Origin of the sequence: Paraburkholderia sp. BL23I1N1 (assembly GCF_003610295.1) — a bacterium.
Classification (GTDB): domain Bacteria; phylum Pseudomonadota; class Gammaproteobacteria; order Burkholderiales; family Burkholderiaceae; genus Paraburkholderia.
The window spans coordinates 5,418,502-5,441,462 of record NZ_RAPV01000001.1; the positions used below are offsets into that span (position 1 = coordinate 5,418,502).

Annotated in this window: 22 protein-coding genes; 16 read left to right on the plus strand and 6 right to left on the minus strand. The window is 61.9% G+C overall.

The features are described from left to right. Positions 1-39 precede the first annotated feature (39 nt). Positions 40-768: a precorrin-4 C(11)-methyltransferase gene (cobM, locus tag B0G76_RS25305; protein ID WP_120294938.1), complete on the plus strand. Its 729-nt coding sequence runs from the start codon at positions 40-42 to the stop codon at positions 766-768. 18 nt (positions 769-786) lie between these two features. On the opposite strand, the gene B0G76_RS25310 is transcribed toward cobM, so the two are convergent. Together B0G76_RS25310 and speB are read right to left on the minus strand one after the other, a co-directional pair. Next, a complete protein-coding gene (locus B0G76_RS25310) occupies positions 787-1,902 on the minus strand; it encodes a polyamine ABC transporter substrate-binding protein (RefSeq protein ID WP_120296794.1) in 1,116 nt (371 codons plus the stop codon). Between the two features lie 5 nt (positions 1,903-1,907). Next, complete coding sequence (speB, locus tag B0G76_RS25315; RefSeq protein ID WP_259460721.1) at positions 1,908-2,930, minus strand: agmatinase; 1,023 nt, start codon at positions 2,928-2,930, stop codon at positions 1,908-1,910. A gap of 198 nt (positions 2,931-3,128) precedes the next feature. Between speB and B0G76_RS25320 the strand changes: the two genes are divergently transcribed. Continuing rightward, a complete protein-coding gene (locus B0G76_RS25320) occupies positions 3,129-4,016 on the plus strand; it encodes a LysR substrate-binding domain-containing protein (RefSeq protein ID WP_120294939.1) in 888 nt (295 codons plus the stop codon). Between the two features lie 142 nt (positions 4,017-4,158). Continuing rightward, on the plus strand, positions 4,159-5,283 hold the full coding sequence (locus B0G76_RS25325; protein ID WP_120296798.1) for a peptidase: 1,125 nt from the start codon (positions 4,159-4,161) through the stop codon (positions 5,281-5,283). 6 nt (positions 5,284-5,289) lie between these two features. On the opposite strand, the gene B0G76_RS25330 is transcribed toward B0G76_RS25325, so the two are convergent. Continuing rightward, positions 5,290-6,783, minus strand: coding sequence for an MDR family MFS transporter (locus B0G76_RS25330; RefSeq protein ID WP_120294940.1), 1,494 nt, complete (start codon positions 6,781-6,783; stop codon positions 5,290-5,292). 282 nt (positions 6,784-7,065) lie between these two features. Here B0G76_RS25330 and B0G76_RS25335 point away from each other — a divergent pair, with 282 nt between their 5' ends. From B0G76_RS25335 to wrbA, 7 genes are all read left to right on the plus strand, one after another. Beyond that, positions 7,066-7,326, plus strand: a complete 261-nt coding sequence (locus tag B0G76_RS25335; protein WP_120294941.1) for a DUF1488 domain-containing protein — start codon at positions 7,066-7,068, stop codon at positions 7,324-7,326. Positions 7,327-7,616: 290 nt separating this feature from the next. Then, a complete protein-coding gene (locus tag B0G76_RS25340; protein ID WP_120296799.1) occupies positions 7,617-8,120 on the plus strand; it encodes a lipocalin-like domain-containing protein in 504 nt (167 codons plus the stop codon). Positions 8,121-8,374: 254 nt separating this feature from the next. Next, entirely contained in the window at positions 8,375-9,526 is a 1,152-nt protein-coding gene (locus B0G76_RS25345; protein ID WP_120294942.1) for a porin, read from the plus strand. A gap of 222 nt (positions 9,527-9,748) precedes the next feature. Then, positions 9,749-10,057, plus strand: coding sequence for a DUF4148 domain-containing protein (locus tag B0G76_RS25350; RefSeq protein ID WP_120294943.1), 309 nt, complete (start codon positions 9,749-9,751; stop codon positions 10,055-10,057). Between the two features lie 446 nt (positions 10,058-10,503). Further along, positions 10,504-11,139, plus strand: coding sequence for a carbonic anhydrase (locus tag B0G76_RS25355; protein WP_120294944.1), 636 nt, complete (start codon positions 10,504-10,506; stop codon positions 11,137-11,139). A 192-nt stretch (positions 11,140-11,331) separates the two neighbouring features. Next, positions 11,332-12,015: a type 1 glutamine amidotransferase domain-containing protein gene (locus B0G76_RS25360; protein WP_120294945.1), complete on the plus strand. Its 684-nt coding sequence runs from the start codon at positions 11,332-11,334 to the stop codon at positions 12,013-12,015. Positions 12,016-12,100: 85 nt separating this feature from the next. Beyond that, positions 12,101-12,721, plus strand: a complete 621-nt coding sequence (gene wrbA, locus B0G76_RS25365) for an NAD(P)H:quinone oxidoreductase (RefSeq protein WP_120294946.1) — start codon at positions 12,101-12,103, stop codon at positions 12,719-12,721. Between the two features lie 18 nt (positions 12,722-12,739). Here the strand turns inward: wrbA and B0G76_RS25370 are convergent, their stop codons facing one another. Beyond that, entirely contained in the window at positions 12,740-13,321 is a 582-nt protein-coding gene (locus tag B0G76_RS25370) for an alpha-ketoglutarate-dependent dioxygenase AlkB (RefSeq protein ID WP_120294947.1), read from the minus strand. A gap of 224 nt (positions 13,322-13,545) precedes the next feature. Here B0G76_RS25370 and B0G76_RS25375 point away from each other — a divergent pair, with 224 nt between their 5' ends. The 3 genes from B0G76_RS25375 to B0G76_RS25390 all read left to right on the plus strand — a co-directional run bounded on the left by B0G76_RS25375 (position 13,546) and on the right by B0G76_RS25390 (position 17,333). Next, positions 13,546-14,445 carry a DMT family transporter gene (locus B0G76_RS25375; RefSeq protein ID WP_120294948.1) on the plus strand — a complete coding sequence of 300 codons (900 nt, stop codon included), beginning with the start codon at positions 13,546-13,548 and terminating at the stop codon, positions 14,443-14,445. Positions 14,446-14,776: 331 nt separating this feature from the next. After that, on the plus strand, positions 14,777-15,730 hold the full coding sequence (locus tag B0G76_RS43005; RefSeq protein WP_183082142.1) for a hypothetical protein: 954 nt from the start codon (positions 14,777-14,779) through the stop codon (positions 15,728-15,730). A gap of 457 nt (positions 15,731-16,187) precedes the next feature. After that, positions 16,188-17,333: a porin gene (locus B0G76_RS25390; protein WP_120294951.1), complete on the plus strand. Its 1,146-nt coding sequence runs from the start codon at positions 16,188-16,190 to the stop codon at positions 17,331-17,333. Between the two features lie 89 nt (positions 17,334-17,422). Here the strand turns inward: B0G76_RS25390 and B0G76_RS25395 are convergent, their stop codons facing one another. Continuing rightward, positions 17,423-18,163 carry an LrgB family protein gene (locus B0G76_RS25395; protein WP_120294952.1) on the minus strand — a complete coding sequence of 247 codons (741 nt, stop codon included), beginning with the start codon at positions 18,161-18,163 and terminating at the stop codon, positions 17,423-17,425. Then, entirely contained in the window at positions 18,160-18,531 is a 372-nt protein-coding gene (locus B0G76_RS25400; RefSeq protein ID WP_120294953.1) for a CidA/LrgA family protein, read from the minus strand. Before B0G76_RS25400 ends, B0G76_RS25395 begins: the two co-directional genes overlap by 4 nt. 169 nt (positions 18,532-18,700) lie before the next feature. Here B0G76_RS25400 and B0G76_RS25405 point away from each other — a divergent pair, with 169 nt between their 5' ends. The 3 genes from B0G76_RS25405 to B0G76_RS25415 all read left to right on the plus strand — a co-directional run bounded on the left by B0G76_RS25405 (position 18,701) and on the right by B0G76_RS25415 (position 22,951). Next, complete coding sequence (locus B0G76_RS25405) at positions 18,701-19,855, plus strand: epoxide hydrolase family protein (RefSeq protein ID WP_120294954.1); 1,155 nt, start codon at positions 18,701-18,703, stop codon at positions 19,853-19,855. Positions 19,856-20,218: 363 nt separating this feature from the next. Further along, entirely contained in the window at positions 20,219-21,583 is a 1,365-nt protein-coding gene (locus tag B0G76_RS25410) for a sigma-54 dependent transcriptional regulator (RefSeq protein ID WP_120294955.1), read from the plus strand. A 393-nt stretch (positions 21,584-21,976) separates the two neighbouring features. Then, positions 21,977-22,951, plus strand: a complete 975-nt coding sequence (locus B0G76_RS25415) for a hypothetical protein (RefSeq protein ID WP_120294956.1) — start codon at positions 21,977-21,979, stop codon at positions 22,949-22,951. The last annotated feature ends 10 nt before the right edge of the window (positions 22,952-22,961 follow it).

Sequence of the window (22,961 nt, forward strand, 5' to 3'; positions counted from 1 at the left end):
ATGCATGACATGCCTGCCGAACGAATCATGGAGTCGTGAATGACGGTGTTTTTTATCGGCGCGGGTCCCGGCGACCCGGAACTGATCACAGTGAAAGGGCAGCGCCTCGTGCGCGGCTGCCCCGTGATCCTGTACGCCGGTTCGCTGGTGCCGGCCGCTGTGCTGGAGGGGCATCACGCGGAGCAGGTCGTGAATACGGCCGATCTCGACCTCGATCAGATCGTCGCGTTACTCAAGTCCGCACACGAGAAGGGCCAGGACGTGGCGCGCGTGCATTCCGGCGATCCGTCGTTGTATGGTGCGATCGGCGAGCAGATTCGCCGACTTCGCGAACTCGGCATTCCTTACGAAATCGTGCCCGGCGTGACGGCGACTGCAGCCTGCGCGGCAACGCTCGGTTGTGAACTCACGTTGCCCAATATTTCGCAGACGCTGATCCTCACGCGCTTCGCAAGCAAAACAACGATGCCGGAAGGCGAGCAACTCGCCGACCTGGCAAGACATCGCGCGACGATGGCGATACACCTCGGTGTGCGCCATCTCGCGCGCATTGTGGATGAATTGCGGCCGCATTACGGCGGTGAGTGTCCGATCGCGGTGATCTATCGGGCGAGCTGGCCGGACGAAGAAAAGATCACGGGTACGCTCGACGACATCGTCGGCAAAGTGCAGACGACTCACATCGAGCGGACGGCGCTGATTCTTGTCGGACAGGTGCTCGCCGCCGAAGGGTTCGCGGAGTCGACGCTATACGCGAAAGGCGGCTGAACCGCAGCCGCCTTTCGGTTATCCGCCTGTCTTCAACTGCGCCCATAGCCTGCCTTCCAGGCGCTTGATCTGCGCCGGCAGCGGCTTGAGCAGAAACAGCGTTTTCAGCACGGACTCCGGCGGATACACGGTCGGATCGTTGAGAATTTCCGGCCGCACGAATTTGCGCGCGGCGGCATCCGCATTCGGATAGAACACCGCGTTGGTGATCCCCGCATGAACTTCGGGGCGCTCGATGTAGTTGATCCAGTCGAGCGCGGCTTCTGGATGCGGCGCATCTTTCGGGATCGCCATCATGTCGAACCAGACCGGCGCGCCGCCTTGAGGAATGAAGTATTTGACCTCGTAACTTTTGTTGGCTTCACGCGCGCGATGGCTCGCCATCGACACGTCGCCCGACCAGCTCAGCGCGAAGCAGATGTCGTCGCCCGCGAGATCGTTGATATAACTGGTCGCGTTGAACTGCGTGATGTACGGGCGAATCTTCTTCAGCGCTTCGTACGCGGCCTGGTAGTCGGCCGGGTTCGCGCTGTTCGGATCGCGGCCGAGATAGTGCAGTGTGACCGCGAACACATCGGTCGGCGCATCGAGCACCGACACGCCGCAACTCTTCAGTTTGCCCAGATACTCGGGCTTGAAAAGGATGTCCCAGTTATCGAGCGGCGCATCGTTGCCGAGAATCTTCCTGACCCGCGTCACGTTGTAGCCAAGCCCCGTGGTGCCCCACGCCCACGGCACCGCGTACTGATTGCCGGGGTCCGCATCCGAGACCAGTTTGAGCAGGCTGCGATCGAGGTTCGCCAGATTCGGCAGTTTCGATTTGTCGAGTTTCTGGTAGATGCCGGCTTCGATCTGCTTGGCGAGAAAGTTCGAGGTCGGCACTACGACGTCGTAGCCCGTCGAACCAGTCAGCAGTTTCGCCTGCAAGGTTTCGTCGCCGTCGTAGACGTCGTATTGCACATGAATGCCGGACTCTTTCTCGAAGTTCGGCACCGTGTCTTTCGCGATGTAGTCGGCCCAGTTGTACAGATTGAGTTGCTTCTCGTCGGCGTGCACGGTGGCGCCGAATGCGCAGAACAGGAGCGCGGCCAGCAAGGGTGCGGCGGGCGTCCGCTTCGTGACGGTATGGGGCATGGTGGTCATCCTGCGATGGGTTCAACGGAGCGGTTGTGGTCTGACACGCGCTGCTGGCGTTGCAGTTTCTGATTGCGCATCAGGCACAGCATGTCGGCGGCAAGGTGGGCCGCGGCGAGCGCGGTGACGTCGCTGTGATCGTAGGGCGGGGACACTTCCACCACGTCCGCGCCCACCAGATTCACGGCGCCCAGCGCGCGAACGATCTCCAGCGCCTGTGCCGAACTCAGTCCGCCCGCCACCGGCGTGCCAGTGCCGGGCGCGAAGGCCGGATCGAGACAGTCGATGTCGAAAGTGAGGTAGGTGGGCGCATCGCCGACGATCGACAACACTTCGTCAATCGTCGCTTGCGCGCCGTTGCGGTGGACCCATGGCGCGTCGAGAATGCGCACGCCCATGAAGTCGTCGTTCCAGGTGCGGATGCCGACTTGCACCGAACGCGCAGGGTCGATCAGCCCTTCGCGGATCGCCTTGTAGAACATCGTGCCGTGGTTCAGCGAATCGGGGTTGTCGTCCGGCCAGGTGTCGCAATGCGCGTCGAAATGAATCAGGCTCAGCGGCTTGCCGTATTTTTCAGCGTGCGCGACCAGCAGCGGATAAGTGATGTAGTGATCGCCGCCGAGCGTCAGCATGCGGGTGCCGGTCGCGAGAATCTCGCGGGCGTGAGCGATGATCGCGTCGCGAATGCCAAGCGGGTTGTGAGCGTCGAACCAGCAGTCGCCGTAGTCGACTACGTTGAGATGATCGAATGGGTCGATGCCCCACGGAAACGCGCCCAGCTCGGCCAGTTGCACCGAGGCCGCGCGCATGCCCGCCGGGCCGAACCGCGTGCCGGGGCGGAAGGTGGTCGCGAGGTCGAGTGGAATGCCCGATACGGCGACGTCGACGCCGGTGAGGTCGCGCGTGTAGGGCCGGCGCATGAAGGAGAGCACGCCGGCGTAAGTGGGGGCAGCGGGTTGCGCGGCAGCAGGGTCAGCGCCGGCGGTGGGTTGCAAAGCGTTCAGATTCAGGGGCAGGTTCTGGGACATGCAGTGTCGATCCGGTCAGTTTCAATGAGAGCCGTCACACAAATATTTCTCATGTCTGTCGCAGTGGCAAACTGCGCGGCAGACGACGTGTGAAGGGCAACTGGCGCTATCATTGCGAGGCAATATTCCGGCGAATAGCGAAGAATCTTGCTGGAAGTATCGATATTTCTAATAGCTGACCGTGGCCATGGTGACCCAATGCGTAGACTTCCCCCACTGCAGGCCTTGCTCGCTTTCGACGCTGCCGCGCGCCTCGGCAGCTTCACGCGCGCCGCGCAGGAACTGGCGCTGACGCAATCGGCGATCAGCCATCAGATCCAGCAACTCGAGGAATGGACCGGGCAGCCGCTGTTCCGGCGGATCGGGCGTGGCGTGGCGCTGACGGCCGCCGGCGCGTTGTATGCGCAGACCGTGACGTCGGCGATGACGACCCTCGCGGATGGACGCGATCGCATCGAGCCGTACGGCAATCCCGATTCGGTGATCGTCTATTGCGCGCCGCAGTTTGCGACGGGTTGGATCATGCCGCGCATGCCGGCGTTTTCGGCAGCGTTGCCGAACATCGAGATCTGGCTCATCACCGGGGACGAGGTGAACGAGATCGATCGTGTCGATGTCGATCTGGTCGTGTCTGCCAAGGAAATCCGCACGCCAGAAGTGATCTGCGAACCTTTGCTCGACGAGGAAGCGATCGCTATTTGCGGGCCCATGACCGCGCGCCGTCTACGTTCGGCGCCTTTTCCCGAAGTCCTGACGCAGGCCCCGCTGCTGGTTCACGAGCCGCGTCCGGAGTGGGCGCCCTGGTTGCCTGAATTGAGGCGCGGCGGTTTGCGTACGCGGCGTGCGATGACGGTCGACGATGCTCGCATCCTCGTGGCCGCCGCCGAGCAGGAAGGCGGTATCGCGATGGTGTCCCGCCTCACGGCTGGCGACGCATTGACGAGCGGGCGCGTCGAGGTCTTGCCGCAAGTGCCGGGGTTCGCGCTCGCGCCGCTCTGGTTGATGCGCTCGGCGCAGCCGGCGCGCTCCGCGGCGGTGGATGCTGTCTATACGTGGATGATGGGGCTCCGCCGGGGCGGTGATTGAGGCGCCGCCATGCCATCCGCGCCTCAACAAATTTCGCAAACTCCGCACCATCTTCCGCCACTGAGGCCGCTATCCTAGCGCCATGACGAAGTCCCGCACCGAACGCGACGAATCTGACGATCCCCACTCGCAAGGACTAACTATGTTTCGTTCATGCTGTGCCGCGCTCGGGTGTTCGGCGGCGTTGTTTTGGGCGGGCGCCGCCGTGCCGGCAGATCATGCTTCCTGGCATGTGGGCGAGGCGACGCGCGTTTTTCATCCCGCTGTGGCCCGTCATTGGCGCGAGGCGCGGACCCAGGCGCTGGTGACGACCATCTGGTATCCGGCCGATCCGGCTCGCCCCGAGGTTGCGCATGACATCGGCGCGCCCGGTCATCGGCTTTTCCACGGGCATCCGGCTGCCGTTGATGCGCCGCTTTCCAGTGCGCGCGCAACCTATCCGCTCCTCGTGCTGTCGCACGGTACCGGCGGCAGCGCGGACAGTCTCGACTGGCTGGCATCGGCGCTCGCCGCCGAGGGCTATATCGTGGCGGGCACCAATCATCCGGGGAACAACGCCCTGGAGCCGCTGACCCGCGACGGCTTCATGCTCTGGTGGGAACGCGCGACAGATGCCAGCGAAGTGCTGGACGGCGTCCTCGCCGACCCGATGCTGGGTCCGCATGTCGACCGGGACCGGATCGGCGCAGTGGGCTTCTCGCTCGGTGGGTATACGGTTCTCGAACTGGCGGGCGCGCGAACCAATCTGGCGGCGTTCGAGCGCTTCTGCACGTCACCGGAGGCCGATGCCATCTGCCACCCGCCGGAACTCGCCAGACTCCATGAGGACCCCGGCGCGCCCCCCTTGATGCTCGCCGCGCTGTCGCCGGAAACGAAGGCGTCACAGGCGCGAGTCGGCGACTCGTACCGGGACCCGCGCATCAAGGCGGTCTTTGCGATCGCGCCGGCGCTAGGCGAGGCGTTCGACAGCACCTCGCTCGCGGACGTGACCATTCCCGTGTCGCTGCTGGCGGGCATGGCCGACGTGACCGCGCCGGTGGACACCAACATTCACCGCATCGCAGGGTTGATGCCCAAGGCAAGCATCACGATGGTCCCGCGCGCCTCGCACTACACGTTTCTGGACACCTGCCTCCCCGGAGCGATGGAACGCCTTGCAACGATCTGCAAGGACGATCCGGGTGTCGATCGCGACGTGGTGCATGCGCAAACCGCCCAACGGGCGGTCGATTTTTTTGCCACCGCCTTGCCCGCGGGCGGCGCGTAGCGAAGCTCAGTCCTCAAGCGGCGACAACGTTTCCAGCGGGACCTTCTTCGCCGGCCCGATATTGACTGCGGGCACGAAGCCCAGCAGCACGACCACAAAAATCGCAATCGCAAAGATCGAGATGAAGGTCAGATGCAGCGACTGATGCAACACCATGCGGATCATGTCGCTGTCGGCGAGACTCGCCACGTGATTCTGCAGCAACGCTTTCAATTGATCCGAGGTGACCACGGCGACGTCCTTCGAGTGACTGAGCCCGAAGTTGAGCACCGCGCCGAACAGGGTCGCGCCCAGCGTGCTGCCGAGATTGCGCGAAAAGAGATTCGACGCGGTGGCGCTGCCGCGCTCGTTCATCTCGACGATTTCCTGAATCAGCACCAGCGAACTGACACTCGATGTGCCCATGCCGAAGCCCATGATGAGCGAGCCGAACGCCGCGACGAGCGGCGAGCCGCCAGGCTGCAGGAACATGAGCAGGAACGCGCCGAGCGGCACGAACGCGCTGCCGCCGATCAGAATGCGCCGCAAGCCGATGCGGTGAAACGATTTCGCCGCGAGCGTCGCGCCCGCCGGCCAGCCCACCATCATCATCGTGAGTGCCAGACCGGCGACCACCGGCGAGCGGTGCAGCACGCCCTGAACATACATCGGCAGGAAGGTGGTGGCACCCATCAGGATCATGCCGGACAGCACGGTTGCGGCATTGCACGCGGCAATCGGCCGGCGGCTCCAGAGCGCGAACGAGATCATCGGCTCGGCCGCGCGGCGCTCCTGGAATACGAACAGCAACAGGCACAGTGCGAACGCGGCGCCTGCGAGCGAGGCACGGGCCATGTCGTCGTCGCCGGCGTAAGTCAGTGCCATCATCAGAGCCGCGATGGCCGCCATGAACAGCGCCGCGCCCGCGAAGTCGATCGACGGACGCGCATGCCGCTCCGATTCGCGCAGGAACGCGATGAAGCCGGCTGCGGAGGCAAGGCCGATCGGTACGTTCATCCAGAAGATCCACGCCCACGAGAGGTTGTGAATGATGAAGCCGCCGACCATTGGCCCGACCACCGCTGAAATGGCCCACACGCTGGCAAGATAACCCTGCACCTTGCCGCGTTCGCGCGCCGGATAGAGATCGGCGACGATGGTGAGCGTGACCGGCTGGATCGCGCCCGCGCCGATGCCTTGAATCAGGCGGAACACGATCATGGCGGGCATCGACCAGGCGAAGCCGGCCAACACCGAGCCGAGCAGAAAGATCGCGATGCCGGCGAGCATGACCGGCTTGCGCCCATAGAGATCGGCGAGCTTGCCGAAGACCACGGTCATGGCGGTTTGCGTTAGCAGGAACGATGAAAAGACCCAGCTATACAGATGCAGATCGCCGAGTTGCGCGACGATCTGCGGCATGGCGGTGGACACGATGGTGGCTTCGATGGCGACCATCGCCATTGAGGCCATGACTGCGGCAATGACTAAAGGACGCGACGATTGCGGGCTGCGGGACATGGGGCGGTAGTATTAGGATGTGGGAAGCGTCCGGCGGTGTGACAGGTGAGAGCCATGCCGGGACGCAAAAGCGCGGCCGTCAGAAGGCGGCCGAGGTCGAGTATGCACCTTGCGGAGAATATGCGCTGAACGCGGAAAGCGGTGACCGGGCTAAAGCGGCAAGTAAGCGGATTTAAAGCGCGAAGTTGAAGCGCGAAGTCAAAGCGGAGTTAAAGCAACGCCAAAGCGCCCTGGCACAAGTTTCGCCCATTCAGCGTGAATTTCGCCAAATGGAGGGTCATTATGAGGATCGAATTCACCGGACGCCGTGAAGTGGTGGCAGCGGCGCGCGTCGCCTTCGAAGCCAATGTCGATGGGACTGACGTCTGGTGCAGCGTGTCGCTGGATGCGCTGAACGACCATTTCGGCAACGAGGGTCCATCGGCCCACAATCTGGTCGGGACCTTTGAAGCCAATCGCGCGCGGATTGAAAATGCTACGCGCCGGGTCCTCGAAAAAAATGGGGGAAAATCCGTGGAACTCGAAACCGGGGATTTCAACTGAGGCCCGAGCGGCCCCGATCCTGACCTGGGAGGGCGGGCCGGCATGTGAGCGCCGGGCCCGCTCCCATAGCTTTTCACCGGCAAACCACCTACGCTTCAAAGCACCCGGCCACAATCCCCATTGTCTGTTGTCTCGCCCGACATCGTCGCCTCCACGCGATTGTGGACGCCGGTACGCGGTCGAGTCCGGGAATGGCGCGCCGTGTAATCGGACGGCGGATCTTTCCGCAGGTGCTGGCGAAGCGCGACGGATTCGTCTGACTTCACGTCCCCGCGCGCGTGGAGAACGTCATGAAACCAACGCAGCAGTTTCTCGCCGCCATCGTACTGGCGCTCATGGCATTCTGCGCGCCAGTGCCAAATGCTGTTGCTCAGGCGGCGGACAGCCTCGTGGGATCGTGGTCGCTCGTCTCGCTGACGGTGGCGAAGAGCGGCAACGAAGCAGAATTGCTCGGCCCGCATCCGCAAGGGCAACTCATCTTCGGGAACGACGGCCGCTACGTGCTGCTCGTGCTGAGTGCCGACCTGCCGAAATTCACGTCGGGGGACCGGCAGCAAGGCACGCCGGAAGAGAACGCGAAGGTCGCCCGCGGCCACGTCGCGCATTTCGGCACGTATACCGTGGACACGGCGGCGCACGTTATCGTCTTTCACATCAGGAAGAGCACCTTTCCGAACTGGGACGCCGACGTTCAGCGCCGCCCATTTACGCTCGACGGCAACCGGCTGACGTACATCACGCCGGGTGCCTTCGGCTATGGATCGTCGAAAGTCGTGTGGCAACGCATGAAATAGCGCACTGCACCGGCGGGCCGGCTTGTTGTTCGCACGCAACCTGTCCCGCGGCGCCGGCGTGCCGGTCAGCGTCTTCGGGTGGTCAAGACACAGCGCACTGTCGCATCGCGTCAGGATTGCTGCATGTTGATGAACGATTGTTCCTGAATTTATAAAGGACTGCTCCAAGGCCCAGCCATTCGTTTTACGGTTCCGGGTTTTTATACTCCGCGTCGCTGTTCAACACCCGACCTCAGCTACGCAGGAGCATTACCGTGAAAAAGATTTCCGCCGCAGTCGCGGCGTTCGCAGCACTTGCCGCTACCGCGGCGCACGCACAAAGTTCGGTCACGCTGTATGGCCTCATTGACGCGGGCGTGATGTATACCAACAACGTCAAGAAGGGCGGCTCGCAGGGCGCGCTCGTTCAGGCGACGAGCGGCAATATCAACGGCAGCCGCTTCGGCTTGCGCGGCGGCGAGGATCTCGGCGGCGGCATGAAGGCCATCTTCGTGCTTGAAAACGGCTACAACGTGCAGAACGGCAAGCTCGGCCAGAACAACCGCATGTTCGGCCGCCAGGCATTTGCCGGCCTGAGCAGCACGCAATTCGGCACGCTTACGCTCGGTCGCCAGTACGACTCGCTCGTCGACTTCGTCGCGCCGCTATCGGGCACGGCCGGCACCTTCGGCGATACAGGCTTCGCCCATCCGTTCGACAACGACAACCTGAATCACTCGGTACGGATCAGCAACGCCGTCAAGTACACAAGCGTGAACTACGGCGGGCTGAAGTTCGGCGGCCTCTACGCGTTTTCGAACAACACCGGCTTTGCGATCAATCGTGCTTATAGCGCGGGGGTGAGCTATAGCAACGGTCCGTTCAAGGCGGCCGCGGGCTACCTGCAGATCAACGGTTCCAACTCGACGACGAACACGGGCGGCGCGGTCGATCTCGCGGAATCGACGGCCAATGGCACGGTCGGTTTCCAGCTTGGCGCGGATGTTCAGCGCACGGCCGGGGCGGCATTGAGCTACGGCTTCGGGCCGGTGACGACGGGTTTTGTCTACACGCATAGCCAGTTTCAGAATACGGCGTCGTTCGGTGCGACGCATGGGTCCATGCGTTTCAACAACTTCGAAGTGAATGGCAAGTACGCGGTGACGCCTGCACTAAGCCTCGGTGCTTCGTACACATACACGAACGCGCATGTTGGCGGCACGTCGACATTTGGCACCGATCCGAAGTGGAATCAGGTGAATCTGCAGGCCGTCTATGCGTTGTCGCTGCGCACGGACGTGTACGCCGAGGCGATGGTTCAGCACGTGAGCGGTGAGGGCTACACCGCCTTCATCAATACGGCGGGCGGCGCGTCTTCGACCGGTAACCAGGTGGTGGGTACGGTGGGCTTGCGCACGCGCTTCTGATCGCGGCACGCGTCATTCATGTCGCAATGCATGGCGCAGTTGCAAACATTGCGATATTCCTCCGGCCGTGCGTGGCCGGGCGATTTCTCCAGACTCAACAACAATCCCTTCGATGTGCGCCAGTTATTCCCGGAGGAATTGGGGCTAATAATAGGTTCTGCGGTCACGGAGCGCATCGCTCGACAGACCGCAACCCATCACTCATCGGAGGTTGTTTTTATCATGAAGTCTTTGATCAAGGCCGTCGTTATCGTTGCTTCGCTTGCTGCCTCGGCCACCGTTTTTGCGCAATCGAATTCCCGTATCACGCGCGAGCAGGTGCGTGCCGAACTGGTTCAACTTCAGCAGGCGGGTTATCGCGTCGGTGACGGCGACGAAGCGCATTATCCCGACGCGATCCAGGCCGCGGAAGCACGGATTGCCGCGCAAAACAGCAACATGAGCGGCTACGGCGGCAGCGTTGCAGGGACATCGCAGAGCGGACGCCCGGCGGTTTCCTCTGCCGACTGGAATGCGATGTATAGCCGCTAAATCATTCGCTTTTCCAAAGACGCGGTCGGTGGCGATCGACCCGGTTGTGTTGCGCTTATGCGTGCAGCGAAGTGACGGCGCGCATTAGCGCAACGCGTTTGGGTTCAAGCCACGAAGCGGGCGAGCGATGGAAAGGATTCTTCCAGACTCGCGTATATATCCGCTTCGTCCGCGCAGGTACAGTACTGATGCACGCACGGTTTCCGGTGTGCGAGCGAGAGAGTTGGCCCCGGCTGGCAACATCCGGGGTTTTTTTATCTTCGGCGTCAGGATGGGCGGGCGTACAGTTTGTGTTTAAGAATCGACCACAAGCTTGCAACGTCGACCGATGAAGGATAAGGCCGTGACCGCGGCTGCGGTATAGTCGCGCGAACCGATCGCAGACACGCCTCGGGCCTTTGCCGCAGGTTCGGCAGGCTTAAGGCTTTGACTATCCGGAGAACGTCGTGCAGGAAATCATAGATGGGCTCATCCGCTTTCAACGCGAGGTCTTCCCGCAGCAAAGCGCATTGTTCAAACGTTTGTCGATCTCGCAGCGTCCGAACACGTTGTTCGTGACCTGCTCGGACAGCCGTGTCGTTCCCGAGCTACTGACCCAGGTGGAGCCCGGCGCACTGTTCGTCATCCGCAACGCGGGCAACATCGTGCCGTCATATGGCCCGGAGCCGGGTGGGGTCTCGGCTACCGTCGAATATGCGGTGGCGGTACTGGGCGTGCAGGATATCGTGATTTGCGGGCACTCTAATTGCGGGGCGATGACGGCGATCTGCACGTGCAAGAACCTGGATCATCTGCCGGCAGTGGCGGGTTGGCTCCGTCACGCCGATGCGGCGAAAGCGATTAACGCGTCACGAACTTACGCATCGGATGCGGAGCGTCTCGACGCTTTGGTCAAAGATAACGTGATGGCTCAACTGGCGAACATTCGCACGCATCCGTCGGTGGCCGTGGGCCTCGCGAACAAAACACTGCGATTGCACGGCTGGATTTTCAACATCGGAAGTGGCGCGATGCTCGCACTGGATGGGCGCACAGGGCAGTTCTTGCCCTTGGTGGAGAACCCTGAAATTTATGTTGTCTGACGCGGCGTTGTAATGTGCGGCGCGGCTGTTTGCGAATCGTGACAATCGTGCCAATCGCGTCGGCCGCGCTTAGCAAACGGGAAAACATCTTCTGCGTTCCGGATAGCCGCCTATACTGCCAGAACGCTTGGAGCCGGCGACGCCGATCGACGGCTTGGTGCAGCGCGAATTGAACTGACTCGCGAGGTTTCCATGAAGATTCTGGTGGTACTGACGTCACATGACCGGCTCGGCAACACAGGCCGGAAAACCGGTTTCTGGCTCGAAGAGTTTGCCGCACCTTATTACGTGTTCAAAGATGCCGGCGTCGAGATGACGCTCGCTTCACCCCAAGGCGGCCAGCCGCCGCTCGACCCGAAGAGTGACGATCCCGATGCGCAGACCGACGCGGCCCGTCGATTCAGGAAGGACGCAGACGCGCAGGCAGCATTAGCGAATACCGCGAAGCTTTCCACAGTGTCGGCTGCGGACTATGACGCGGTGTTCTATCCCGGCGGTCATGGACCGCTGTGGGATCTTGCCGAAGACCCGCATTCAATTGCCCTGATCGGAGCTCTCTATGCCGCGGGAAAACCCGTCGGCGCGGTATGTCACGCGCCTGGTGTGCTACGGCATACGAAGGCGCCGGATGAAACGCCGCTCGTGTGCGATAAGCCGGTTACCGGTTTTTCCAATGCCGAGGAAGCGGCGGTCGGTCTTACCGATGTGGTGCCTTTTCTCGTCGAAGATATGTTGAAGAAGAGCGGCGGCAGATATTCGAAGGGGCCGGATTGGCAGTCGCATGTCGTGATCGCGGGCAATCTGATCACGGGGCAAAATCCCGCGTCCTCGGAAGCGGCCGCTAAAGCACTGCTCGCGAAACTTGGCGTGACGTAAGCGAGCGGTGAAGTGGAAATGCGATGTGAAGCTGAGATGACGCGAGCGTGAAACCGGTGTGATCCGACCAACCAGGAGAGCGGCAATGGCAACCACGATTCAGGTGGTGTTCTACAGCATGTACGGGCACATTTATCGAATGGCCGAGGCAGTGGTGGAAGGTGCGCGCGAGGTGGCCGATACGGACGTCTCGCTGTTTCAGGTGGCGGAACTCGTGCCCGACGAGGTGCTGGAGAAGAGCGGCGCCACAGCGGCGCGCGCGGCGTTTGCGCATGTGCCGGTGGCAACGGTCGAGCAGTTGGGCAACGCGGACGCCATTATCTTCGGCACGCCCACGCGCTTTGGCAACATGTGCGCGCAGATGCGCAACTTCCTCGATCAGACCGGCGGCTTGTGGATGAGCGGCGGCCTGATCGGCAAAGTCGGCAGCGTGTTCTCCAGTACCGCGAGCCAGCATGGCGGGCAGGAGACCACGATCACGAGCTTTCACACGACGCTGCTGCATCAGGGCATGGTGATCGTTGGCGTGCCGTATTCCGAATCGCGCCTGCTCAACATGGACGAAATCTCGGGTGGCACGCCGTATGGCGCCACTACGCTCACCAAGGCCGACGGTTCGCGCCACCCCAGCGAGAACGAACTGGCCATTGCACGCTTCCAGGGCCGACACGTCGCTCAGATCGCCGCGAAACTCGCGGCAAAATAATCAGGCTCGGAAGCCGCGTCAGACGGCAAAGCAGCGAAACGCCAGGCTGATACGCGGCTCGGTTACGCCGGCCGCCTTGGGTATGCCGTGCTCATGCGTGAATTGCGAGGCGTAGCTCATGACGATGCAACTGCCTGGCTCCAGGTCCACATGCACGATCCGGCCGGACCCCGCTTTCGGCCGGATCGACATGCGGCGGCTCGCGCCGAGCGAGATGATGGCGATAGGCTGGGTGGGCATCAGCTTTTCCGTCTTGTCGCCGTGGAGCGCGACGCTGTCGTTGCCGTCGCGATAGAGATTGAGGCCGACGCGATTGAACGGCGCGCCGACCAGGGCGCGGACGGCTTCAAATGCTTCGCCCAGCGGCGCCGGCAGATCTCCGGACTCACGCGAGAAAGTGGCGAGCAGACGTGGCACCGCCACTTCCCGGTCGTACATCATGCGCTGCTGGCTCATCCAGCCGATATTCCCGAGCGCCTGGTTGAACCACTGCTGCGCGGCGATGGCCGGGATCGAATCAGGTAAATAACGAATCCCGCCCTCCTTATCATGGATGAGGGACACAGGTTCGGGTGCGAATAAGCCTTGTTGATGCACCATACATTCCAACCGTGGCGTAGCGATGGCCCCGCAAGGCGCGCAGGGCTGTTCATCCTGGATATTATACTGTGTTTTTATACAGTATTTTCGGTGCGCTTTTCCGGTCGATGCCGCGAGGCACTGCAGGCATAATCCATTTTCCGATTACGTCACCATTACGCCACCCTTTCATCGGGGTGAAATCAAAGCGGCGCAGCCTTCTCCGCACGCTCTGAGGAAAATTCATGCCGCCCATCACCGCAGTCCGGAATGCAGCCGTGCCGCTGCGCAGTGTCGCGCTGATTCTGGTTTCAATGTTCTGCTTCGCGCTTGTCGATGCTCTGGCGAAATCCGTGACGCTTGACTATCCGTCCAATGAAGTGACGTTCTTCCGGATGGCGTTCGGCCTGTTGCCAGCCGTGGCGGTTTGCCTGCGCGGCAAACCGCTTGTCGATCGTTTCAGGCAGATGGATGTGCGCGGACAGACTTTGCGTTCGTTGACGTTGCTCGGCGCCTCGGGGCTGTTCTTTGCCGGGCTGCCCTATGTCCCGCTCAGCGAAGCGGTGGCGATCGTCTACTCGGAGACCTTGCTGGTCATCGTTCTTGCGCCACTCATTCTGAAGGAAACGCTCAAGCCGCGCGATGCGCTGGCCGCCGCGGTCGGTTTTGTCGGCGTGCTGTTCGTGGTGCGCCCGGACGGTTCGCATTCGAATTGGCTCGGTCCGGCGCTGCTGATTTCAAGCGCATTTTTCGGCGCGTTATCGATCATCCAGATCAAGCGGATTCGCGCCACTGACGATTCGCGCACCACCGTGCTGTATTTCACGGTGATCGGCACGATTGTCGCCGGGGCCTCGCTATTTTTCGCGTGGCGTACGCCTTCGATCCAGGCGCTCGCGGTGATGGCGTTGCTCGGTGGATTTGCCACGGCAGGGCAGTTGCTGATGACGATGGCATTCCGCCAGGCCGATGCCGGCGCGCTCGCGCCGTATAACTACACCAGCATAGTGTGGGCTGCGCTATTCGGCTATATCGCGTGGGGCGAGACGATCGGCAGCATGTCGCTGTTCGGTATCGCGTTGATTGTCGGAAGCTCGATTGCGGTTGCTGTGCGCGGCAAGCAGACCGAGGGGCCGCTCGTGTAGGCGCGCGCTGCATGCGTCGAATTCAAACGCCGAATTCAAAGCCGCTATTTCATTGATTCGCAGTTCAAACAATCGTCCTAGGAAAGCCTGGCCAGCAAGCTGGCTTTTTCGGCCAACACACCTATGCCAGCGGACGAATCGACGTTTCGCGACTATAAATAGCAGATAGGACGCGTCCAGCTTGCACACTTGTTCGTCTGTGACTGTATCGGCCCGAACTCGCGGTCGTTGCGGCGGCATCTATTGATTCGCTGTGAACCCTCTGATGAATTCGGGCGCGTTTGCGATCCCGCACACGCGCATGTCCACGAATTGAGAGGGAGGCGTCATCGTGAGCGAACCCAGGAAGATCGTTCTGACGAGCCTTTTTGTCGGCGCGGTGGCAATCGCGGCTTTTATTTCGCAGTCGGGAAAAGGCTGGTTGCCGACGGACGAGCTCGGTCTTGAGCGCGACAGTGCGTCGGCTCATTACACACGCGGCGACACGATAAGCGGTTCGGTGAGTTCCGGACCGGTCGTTGCACGCAGCGAATCCGCTGCGGCCATTGACGGGAATCTACGGGCGGCGCGAAGAAGTTTGCAGCGCAACGATCTTGCCGCTGCGCAGGCGCAACTGGACGCGATACGGCCGGCACACCGGGATGACGAACAGGATCTCGCGCTGCAAAGAGAAGTCGAAGCACGCACGGAGCAGGCGCAGCACGCGCCAGTTGCTGCGCATGTGGAGAAGCCGACGCGGCAAGGGGTGAAATCGGCACGACTTGCGTCGTCTTCCTCGAAAACAGGTCGACCCCACGCAAGCCACGTTGCAATACGCGAACACTCGAACCGTCCATCCTCCAGTTACGCGAAAAACACGCGGGTTCCCGAAACCGCAGTAACCGCAGTAACCGCAGTTAGCGCGGGAAGCATGGCGGGCGGGAAAGCGAATGGCGTCGGCGCGCCTGCCATTGCGAGTTCTCCACCTTCTGTGCCGGCCGAGGCGAAGGTCATCGCTAACGTAACCAGAGCGTCTGCTGTGACGCAGCCGATACAGCCGATTCAGCTGACCCCAGCAGCGCCGCCAACCCCGCAAGCCGCACCCGCGCAATCGACACAACGGACACCGCAGTTCACGCCCGCCACCGATACCCCGTTGAAGTCAGAGAGCGGCCCGAAAACACGCGCCCAGGTGCGCGAGGAAATCGCCCGCGCTCGCGCCGACGGCAGTCTTCCCGCGTTCGGCAATCCAGACCCGGCTGGACCCGGCGGCGCACCGAGCCTGACCACCGCGCCGCGTCCTTGAAGCTGCACAGATCGCGGATGGGGTGCATCTTTTTTGCCGATCGTGCGATATTCCAGCGGCTTTTAAAATTGGCAATGACTATTTTCAATTGCCGAAATAATCGGCGTAATGCGTTTATTCGACTGAAAATGTATTCCAAATACTTTCCGTGGAAATTAATTGGAATAATAAATTGGCCAGTGTGAATCGTTGGAGAGCATGCCGCATGCTATTCTGCGCCCGCTTGCTTCTCCGGGAGAAGCATTAAAGCAGGCACTTGGAGCGTGCTCGCGAGAGGAGTGCGCTCCATTTCCTATCTGGCGCCAGACTAGCCGCCCCAATGAAACGATCTGAAAGTAAAAAATCAATGGCGTCGCATAAACGCAACGTCAGTAATTTACTGAAAAACAGTATTTTGATCCGCGAGATATTCTCCGCCGCTCAATAGCATCCGCTATTCGAAACAGGAGAGAAATCAATGAACAAATTCGTATTGTCGGGCCTCTCGCTCGCACTCGTCGGCGCCGCGGGCGCCGCCCACGCACAAAGCTCGGTCACGCTGTACGGCCTGATCGACACGGGCCTGACCTACACCAGCAACTCGGGCGGCAGCAAAAACTTCCAGCAAGCCAGCGGCATCCTGAACGGCGACCGTTGGGGCCTGCGTGGATCGGAAGACCTGGGCAATGGCCTGAAGGCTATCTTCGTGCTGGAAGACGGCTTCAATCTGTCGACCGGCAAGCTCGGTCAGAACAGCCGTGAATTCGGCCGTCAGGTCTTCGTCGGTTTGTCGAGCGACCAGTTCGGCGCGGTCACGCTGGGTCGCCAGTACGACAGCGTGGTCGATTATCTTGCCCCGCTCGCGCTGAACGGCACGCAATACGGCGGCACGCTCGCGTCGCACCCGTACGACAACGACAACCTGAACAACTCGGTGCGTATCAACAACGCCGTCAAATTCCAGAGCGTCGACTACGCCGGCTTCAAGTTCGGCGCGCTGTACGGCTTCTCGAATGCAGCGGGCAGCTTCGCGGACAGCCGCGCCTACAGCGTCGGCGCATCGTACGCATTCGGCGGTCTGAAATTTGCCGCGGGCTACCTGCAATTGAACGGCGGCGGCTCGACCACCAACACGAACGGCGCCGTGGCAAACGGCGACTCCACCTTCAACGCGAGCCGTCAGCGCACCTATGGCGCGGGTGTGAACTATGCGTTCGGCGCGGCCAACGTCGGCCTCTTGTTCACGCAGACGCAACTGAACAACGCCACGGCGATCGGATCGTCGGCGTCGGGTACGTCGAGCGGATTCGCGCTGACGGGCGGCAGCGCGCGCTTCACGAACTATGAATTGAACGCACGTTACGCCTTCACGCCGGCATGGACGCTGTCGGGCGCGTACACGTACACCGATGCCCGTCTGAACGGCGCGAGCCCGAAGTACCAGCAGATCACGGTGCAGACCGACTATGCGTTGTCCAAGCGTACCGACGTGTATGTTGAAGCGGCATACCAGCACGTCGGCAGCGTGGGTGACTCGGGCATCACGGCGGATATCGTTGGCGTGAGCCGCTCGGCGACCGACTCGCAGGTGGTCGGCACGGTGGGTATCCGTCACCGCTTCTAAGCAGGCGGTGCTGGCTGTAAGTTGTAGCAAAGCCCGCATTTCGCGGGCTTTTCTGCTTATGACGGTGAAGCACTCAAGCCTTCAAGCCCTCAAGCAAACAACCAGCGCGCCGCAAGCGGCATCAGCACCGGCACGACAAACGCGGTGAAGATGCCGTTCAGGCCCATGCCGAGGCCTGCAAATGCGCCCATTTCCTCGCTGACCTGGAACGCCCACGCCGTGCCGATCCCATGCGACGCAACCCCGAGTGCGAAACCGCGCACCTCCGGCTCGTCGATACTCAACGTGTTCAGAATGAAACGAGCCGAAACGGCGCCGAATACCCCGGTGGATATCACGAGCACCGCGGTCAATGACGGAATGCCGCCGATCTCGGAGGCGACCGCCATCGCAATCGGCGTGGTCGCGGATTTAGGTGCAAGCGACGCGACAGTCTGATGCGACGCGCCGAACAGCGCCGCCACGCCGACGGCCGAGACGATGGCCGTCAACGACCCGGCAACGAGACCGCCGAGCAGCGGCAGGGCGGACCGGCGCAGTTTGGGCCACTGCCGGTAGAGCGGCAGTGCTAGCGCGACCGTCGCCGGCCCGAGCAGAAAGTGGACGAATTGCGCGCCTTCGAAGTAGGTGGCATACGGCGTGTGCGTAATTTCGAGCAGCACCACCAGCAGCGCCACGGCGATCAGCACCGGATTGGCGAGCGGATTGAAGCGTGCCTTTGCGTAGATGGACTGGGCGATCAGATAGGCGACCAGCGTAATGGTCAGGCCGAGCAAGGGGCTCGCGGCGAGATAGACCCAGATGGCGCCGAGCTTCGGAATGGCGGTCACGACACCACCTCCGAAGCGCCCGGATCCCGGCGTTGGCGCCGCATCAGCGCGCGGGTCACGAGCGCGGCGACGGCGATCGCCAGCGTGGTGCTGACTGCAACGGAGACGATCACCGCCACTGCGTCGCCGCGAATCCGGCTCGCCGACACCATGATGCCGACGCCCGCCGGCACGAAGAGCAAAGACAGATGACGCAGCAATTCGAGCGCGGTCGGCTCGATTGCATCGGCGGCCCGCGGGCGCAGCATGAGAAAACCGAACAACAGCAGCATGCCGATCACCGGACCTGGCACCGGCAGATGGAACACATAGGACACGCCTTCTCCAAGGCATTGAAAGATGAGTAGTGCCGCGAGCGCTGCAAGCATGGGGGTCTCCGGGACGCAGAACGGAAAATCCGCTCATTGTGTACCATGCAGAATTGCCGCGTACGCTCGGTGCCCGTTTTGACCCTTCGCTCCCCACTGAATTGCCGTGACCGGCGTTGTCGAGTCCTAAGCGCCCGCTATCCCCACACCTTGTGCTGGATGAACTGACATGCAGATAGAGCCGTTTCAGATTGCCGTACCGGACGCCGACATAGACGATCTTCGCCAGCGTATTCGAGCAACACGCTGGGCACCGGCGACACCGTCGCCCGCCTGGCAGCAAGGCGCCGATTCCCCGTGGCTGCGCGAACTCGCGGAGTACTGGGCCGAGCGTTTCGATTGGCGCGAGGCCGAGCGCCGGTTGAATCTGCAACCGCAATTTCTCGCCGAAGTAGAGGGTCAGCGCGTGCACTTCGTGCATCGGCGCGGCGTCGGCCCGGCGCCTTATCCGCTCGTGATTACGCATGGCTGGCCGGGGTCGTTTTTCGAATTCCACGCGCTGCTCGAGCGTTTATGCAATCCGTCCGCATTCGGCTGCGACCCGGCCGATGCGTTCGACGTCGTCGTTCCGTCGCTGCCCGGCTTCGCGTTTTCGCCGGCGCCCGCGGCGCCCGGCACCTCCGCGTTTCAGGTGGCGGATGTGTGGGCTTCGCTGATGCGTGGCCTCGGTTACGAACGCTTTGGCGCTCAAGGCGGCGATCTTGGCGCGGGTGTTTCGATCGCGCTCGCGGCACGGCATCGCGAGGTTGTCGACGGTATTCATCTCAACTTCCTGCCGAGCTCATATGAGCCCGCGAGCGGCGCCGCGCAGATGCCGCTTACACCCGAAGAGGAAGCCTATCTGCGCGAGAAGAGCGAATGGGCGGCGCTCGAAGGCGGCTATGCGCATATGCACACCACGAAACCGCAGACCGTGGCGGCGTCGCTGAACGATTCGCCGGTGGGGCTCGCCGCCTGGATCGGCGAGAAGTTTCGCGCATGGAGCGATTGCGACGGCGACATCGAGCGCGTGTTTTCGAAAGACGCGTTGCTGACCAACATTTCGCTCTACTGGTACACGCAGAGTATCGGTTCAGCCATGCAGATGTATTGGGAAAACCGCTTGCAGCCGATGCGCTTCGCCGAGGGGCAACGCGTCGTACCGCCGGTGGGATTCGCCCGGTTTCCCAAGGAGATCCATCATCCGCCGCGCACGTGGCTCGAACGGACCTTCAACGTGGTGCAATGGACCGACATGCCGGGCGGTGGCCATTTCGCCGCGATGGAAAAACCCGATATGCTCGCTGCCGAGATCCGCAAGTTTTTCAGGAAGCTGAGGCACTAGGCATCGACTCAAGGGGCCGACCGGCCGTGCGATATTTTTGTCTAGCCAACCTGGGCAACGCGGCAGGGGCCCTTCATCAAGCTCAATTATCAAACGCAATTATCAAATATAGTCAGGCCGCATTGCAGCAAGCCGGCAGCCGCGTATGATCGGCTGTCGTTATCGCATCCGGTTTCTCTCGAGCCAACGTTGAGCAGCACCGTCGGCTCGCCGGAACCGATGCATCATGAAATGGCAGCTCCAAGCACGCGCCTGATTTGCGAGGACAGGCATCCGCGTTCACGGGGCAACAGGACCAAAGCAGCAGCGCGGCTCCTGAACGCAACGCGTTTCAGAGCAGGCTCTGCGGGACAACAAAAAACAATGCAGAAAATCAAAGCCATTACGCGGCGTGTTATCTACTTCACGCGCGATCCTTCGCCGGATCTATTGGCGAGCTTCGAGGAGCGCGATTGGAAGGTTGAAGTCATCGGTTCGGTTCGTGAGGTACAGCAAGCGGTGGATGACGGCTCACTGGCGGCCGGGCTGCTCGATCTGTCGAGCGTGTTCGATTCCCACGACCTTGCCGCGCTGGAAGCCTGCGTGGCCATGCCGAACGTCGGCTGGGTGGCGATGACCGCGACCCCGGAATTCGATGACGCTGCCGTACGCCGGCTGGTGCGCGACTACTGTTTCGACTACGTGACGCTCCCTGCGGCAAACGCCAGGATTGTCGATACGGTAGGCCATGCCTGCGGCATGATCTCGCTCGGCGAGCCCGTATTCGTCGATACGTCCACGGCGGAAGGCGACATGATCGGCACCTGCGATGCCATGCTCGCGTTATTCCAGGCGATCCGCAAAGTTGCGGCAAACGATGCCCCCGTGTTCGTTTCCGGCGAATCCGGCACGGGCAAGGAGTTGACCGCGGCGGCGATTCACGCGCGCTCTGCGCGTCGCGACGCGCCGTTCGTCGCCATCAATTGCGGTGCGATTCCGCCCCACCTGTTGCAGTCCGAGTTGTTCGGCTACGAGCGCGGCGCCTTCACTGGCGCGAGTCAACGCAGAATAGGGCGCGTGGAAGCGGCTCATGGCGGCACCGTGTTTCTCGATGAAATCGGCGATCTGCCGTTCGAGAGTCAGGCGAGCCTGTTGCGTTTTCTGCAGGAAAGCACCATCGACCGCCTGGGCGGCAACGGTTCGATCAATGTCGACGTGCGGATCATTTCCGCGACTCACGTCGATATGGAGGCCGCGATCGAAGACGGGCGCTTTCGCGCGGACCTGTACCACCGCTTGTGCGTACTGAGAATCGACGAACCGCCGCTTCGCACGCGCGGTAAGGACATCGAATTGCTCGCGCTGTACACGCTGGATCGCTACAGGAAGGATGCGAGTCGCCGGCTGGTTGGTTTTTCGCCGGACGCGATCGCAGCGATGCATCAATACGATTGGCCTGGCAACGTGCGGGAACTGATCAACCGGGTTCGCCGCGCCATTGTGATGTCGGAAGGGCGAACGATCAGCGCGGACGACCTCGAACTTTCCGCCTACGTCGCGGTGTTGCCCGTGACCCTCGCCCGGGCGCGCGAGACGGCGGAGCGACAGGCCATCGAACTCGCGTTGCTAAGGCATCGCGGGCGGCTCGGCGACGCCGCGCGCGAACTCAGCATTTCGCGCACGACGCTGTACCGTTTGCTCGGCTCGCACGGCATGCGATACGAGCAAAACAGCGCGGCTGAAAGTTGACGCGAAAATCGCGCGGCAGTGACACAGGGCACTCAGGTAACTTGTTCACCGAACTGTAAAAAACACCAGACCGTGCCGCGTACTTTCGACCGGCGAAAAGCCGATTGACGGCACCGGCGTTGTGTCTCGCTGACTTTTGGCGGAAAGGTCATGCAAGGACGTGAAACGATAGCTCATACCTGATCCTGCGCCCCGGTTCATCCGAGTCCATCGCCGCAGATCAGCACACCCGGCTCGAGTGTGACGCCATGATGGCGCGAGCCGCGGCATGACGGCTGCGCGCCTCGCGCGAGCTTCTGGCCTGCCTTACGAAAGCACCTGTGGATCAATCCGCGAACGATCACGGCAGCGCTGGAAAAAGCGAACCGTCTCTCACGCATCGTGAGGAGCAACGTGAATCTTTTTCCTTGCACGCTGGTTTATGTGGATGTCGACGCGAGCCCGGGTCCCAACTCGAGGAATCGCGATCCGCTATCGTATGTGAGTCAGGCGATCTGCCTGAACAACAGCTTGCGGCAGGTTGGCATGCCGAGGCTGACCATCATGACCAATGCGCCGGAGCTGGTCGCGCAACGGCTCGAAAGCATGACGCCGGAGCACCGGCCCGCGCTGATGATCCTGAATGCGACGATCGAGTTGCCGAAGGACACGCCGTTCTACGCCGCGCATTTCAAGCTGGATCTGATGGACCAGATGGCCGATTCGCTGCCCGCCGACACGATGCTGTTGCTGCTCGACGCCGACATGGTCGCGTTGCTTCCGCTCGCGCACGATCTGATCGAGCGCTGTGCTGAAATGGGGCTCGGCGCATTCGATATTTCGGATCAGGTGTTTCCGCCGTACGGCAGCGAACGGGTGGTCGCGGATCTGGAAATCGTGGCGGACCGGCGGCTCAAGAATCCGCGCTGGTACGGCGGCGAATTTCTTCTGGCGACACCCGCCGCATTACGTCAATTGGTGCCGCGTGCTCGCGCCAGTTACGCGCGTTATATCGCCGAAATCGAGCGACTGAAACATCATGGCGACGAAGCGTTCATCTCGGCGGCACTCAATGTGCTGGCCGACGAGGGGCACGGTCTGATCGAGGTGGGCGCCTATCAGGCCGTGGGCCGCCATTGGCCCGGCAATAACTATCGGGACGTGCGCTGGTTTCGCTGCTGTTCGTTCGTCCATTTGCCGGGCGGTAAGGCGTTGCTGGAAAGAGAGGCGCGTTTCGACGATTTTGTGCCGGGCCGTTTCTGGCGCCGGTTGCGCATGGCGCATCTGCGCGGTCGCGCGCGCCATGCGTTGAAACGCATCGCCCGTCTGCTGAGTGTGGAGCGTCTCGCCACGCTGTCCGCTTGTGCGTTGCGCAGCGTGAAGAGTTAGCTGCTCACGC

Bases quoted from the DNA above. Each gene is read 5' to 3' on its own strand.
- B0G76_RS25370 (WP_120294947.1), bottom strand. From the start codon at position 13,321: ATGGTGCATCAACAAGGCTTATTCGCACCCGAACCTGTGTCCCTCATC.
- B0G76_RS25335 (WP_120294941.1), top strand. From the start codon at position 7,066: ATGAGGATCGAATTCACCGGACGCCGTGAAGTGGTGGCAGCGGCGCGC.
- B0G76_RS25405 (WP_120294954.1), top strand. From the start codon at position 18,701: ATGCAGATAGAGCCGTTTCAGATTGCCGTACCGGACGCCGACATAGAC.
- B0G76_RS25410 (WP_120294955.1), top strand. From the start codon at position 20,219: ATGCAGAAAATCAAAGCCATTACGCGGCGTGTTATCTACTTCACGCGC.
- B0G76_RS25320 (WP_120294939.1), top strand. From the start codon at position 3,129: ATGCGTAGACTTCCCCCACTGCAGGCCTTGCTCGCTTTCGACGCTGCC.
- B0G76_RS25325 (WP_120296798.1), top strand. From the start codon at position 4,159: ATGTTTCGTTCATGCTGTGCCGCGCTCGGGTGTTCGGCGGCGTTGTTT.
- wrbA (WP_120294946.1), top strand. From the start codon at position 12,101: ATGGCAACCACGATTCAGGTGGTGTTCTACAGCATGTACGGGCACATT.
- B0G76_RS25350 (WP_120294943.1), top strand. From the start codon at position 9,749: ATGAAGTCTTTGATCAAGGCCGTCGTTATCGTTGCTTCGCTTGCTGCC.
- speB (WP_259460721.1), bottom strand. From the start codon at position 2,930: ATGTCCCAGAACCTGCCCCTGAATCTGAACGCTTTGCAACCCACCGCC.
- B0G76_RS25400 (WP_120294953.1), bottom strand. From the start codon at position 18,531: ATGCTTGCAGCGCTCGCGGCACTACTCATCTTTCAATGCCTTGGAGAA.
- B0G76_RS25330 (WP_120294940.1), bottom strand. From the start codon at position 6,783: ATGTCCCGCAGCCCGCAATCGTCGCGTCCTTTAGTCATTGCCGCAGTC.
- cobM (WP_120294938.1), top strand. From the start codon at position 40: ATGACGGTGTTTTTTATCGGCGCGGGTCCCGGCGACCCGGAACTGATC.
- B0G76_RS25340 (WP_120296799.1), top strand. From the start codon at position 7,617: ATGAAACCAACGCAGCAGTTTCTCGCCGCCATCGTACTGGCGCTCATG.
- B0G76_RS25375 (WP_120294948.1), top strand. From the start codon at position 13,546: ATGCCGCCCATCACCGCAGTCCGGAATGCAGCCGTGCCGCTGCGCAGT.
- B0G76_RS25360 (WP_120294945.1), top strand. From the start codon at position 11,332: ATGAAGATTCTGGTGGTACTGACGTCACATGACCGGCTCGGCAACACA.
- B0G76_RS25310 (WP_120296794.1), bottom strand. From the start codon at position 1,902: ATGCCCCATACCGTCACGAAGCGGACGCCCGCCGCACCCTTGCTGGCC.
- B0G76_RS25390 (WP_120294951.1), top strand. From the start codon at position 16,188: ATGAACAAATTCGTATTGTCGGGCCTCTCGCTCGCACTCGTCGGCGCC.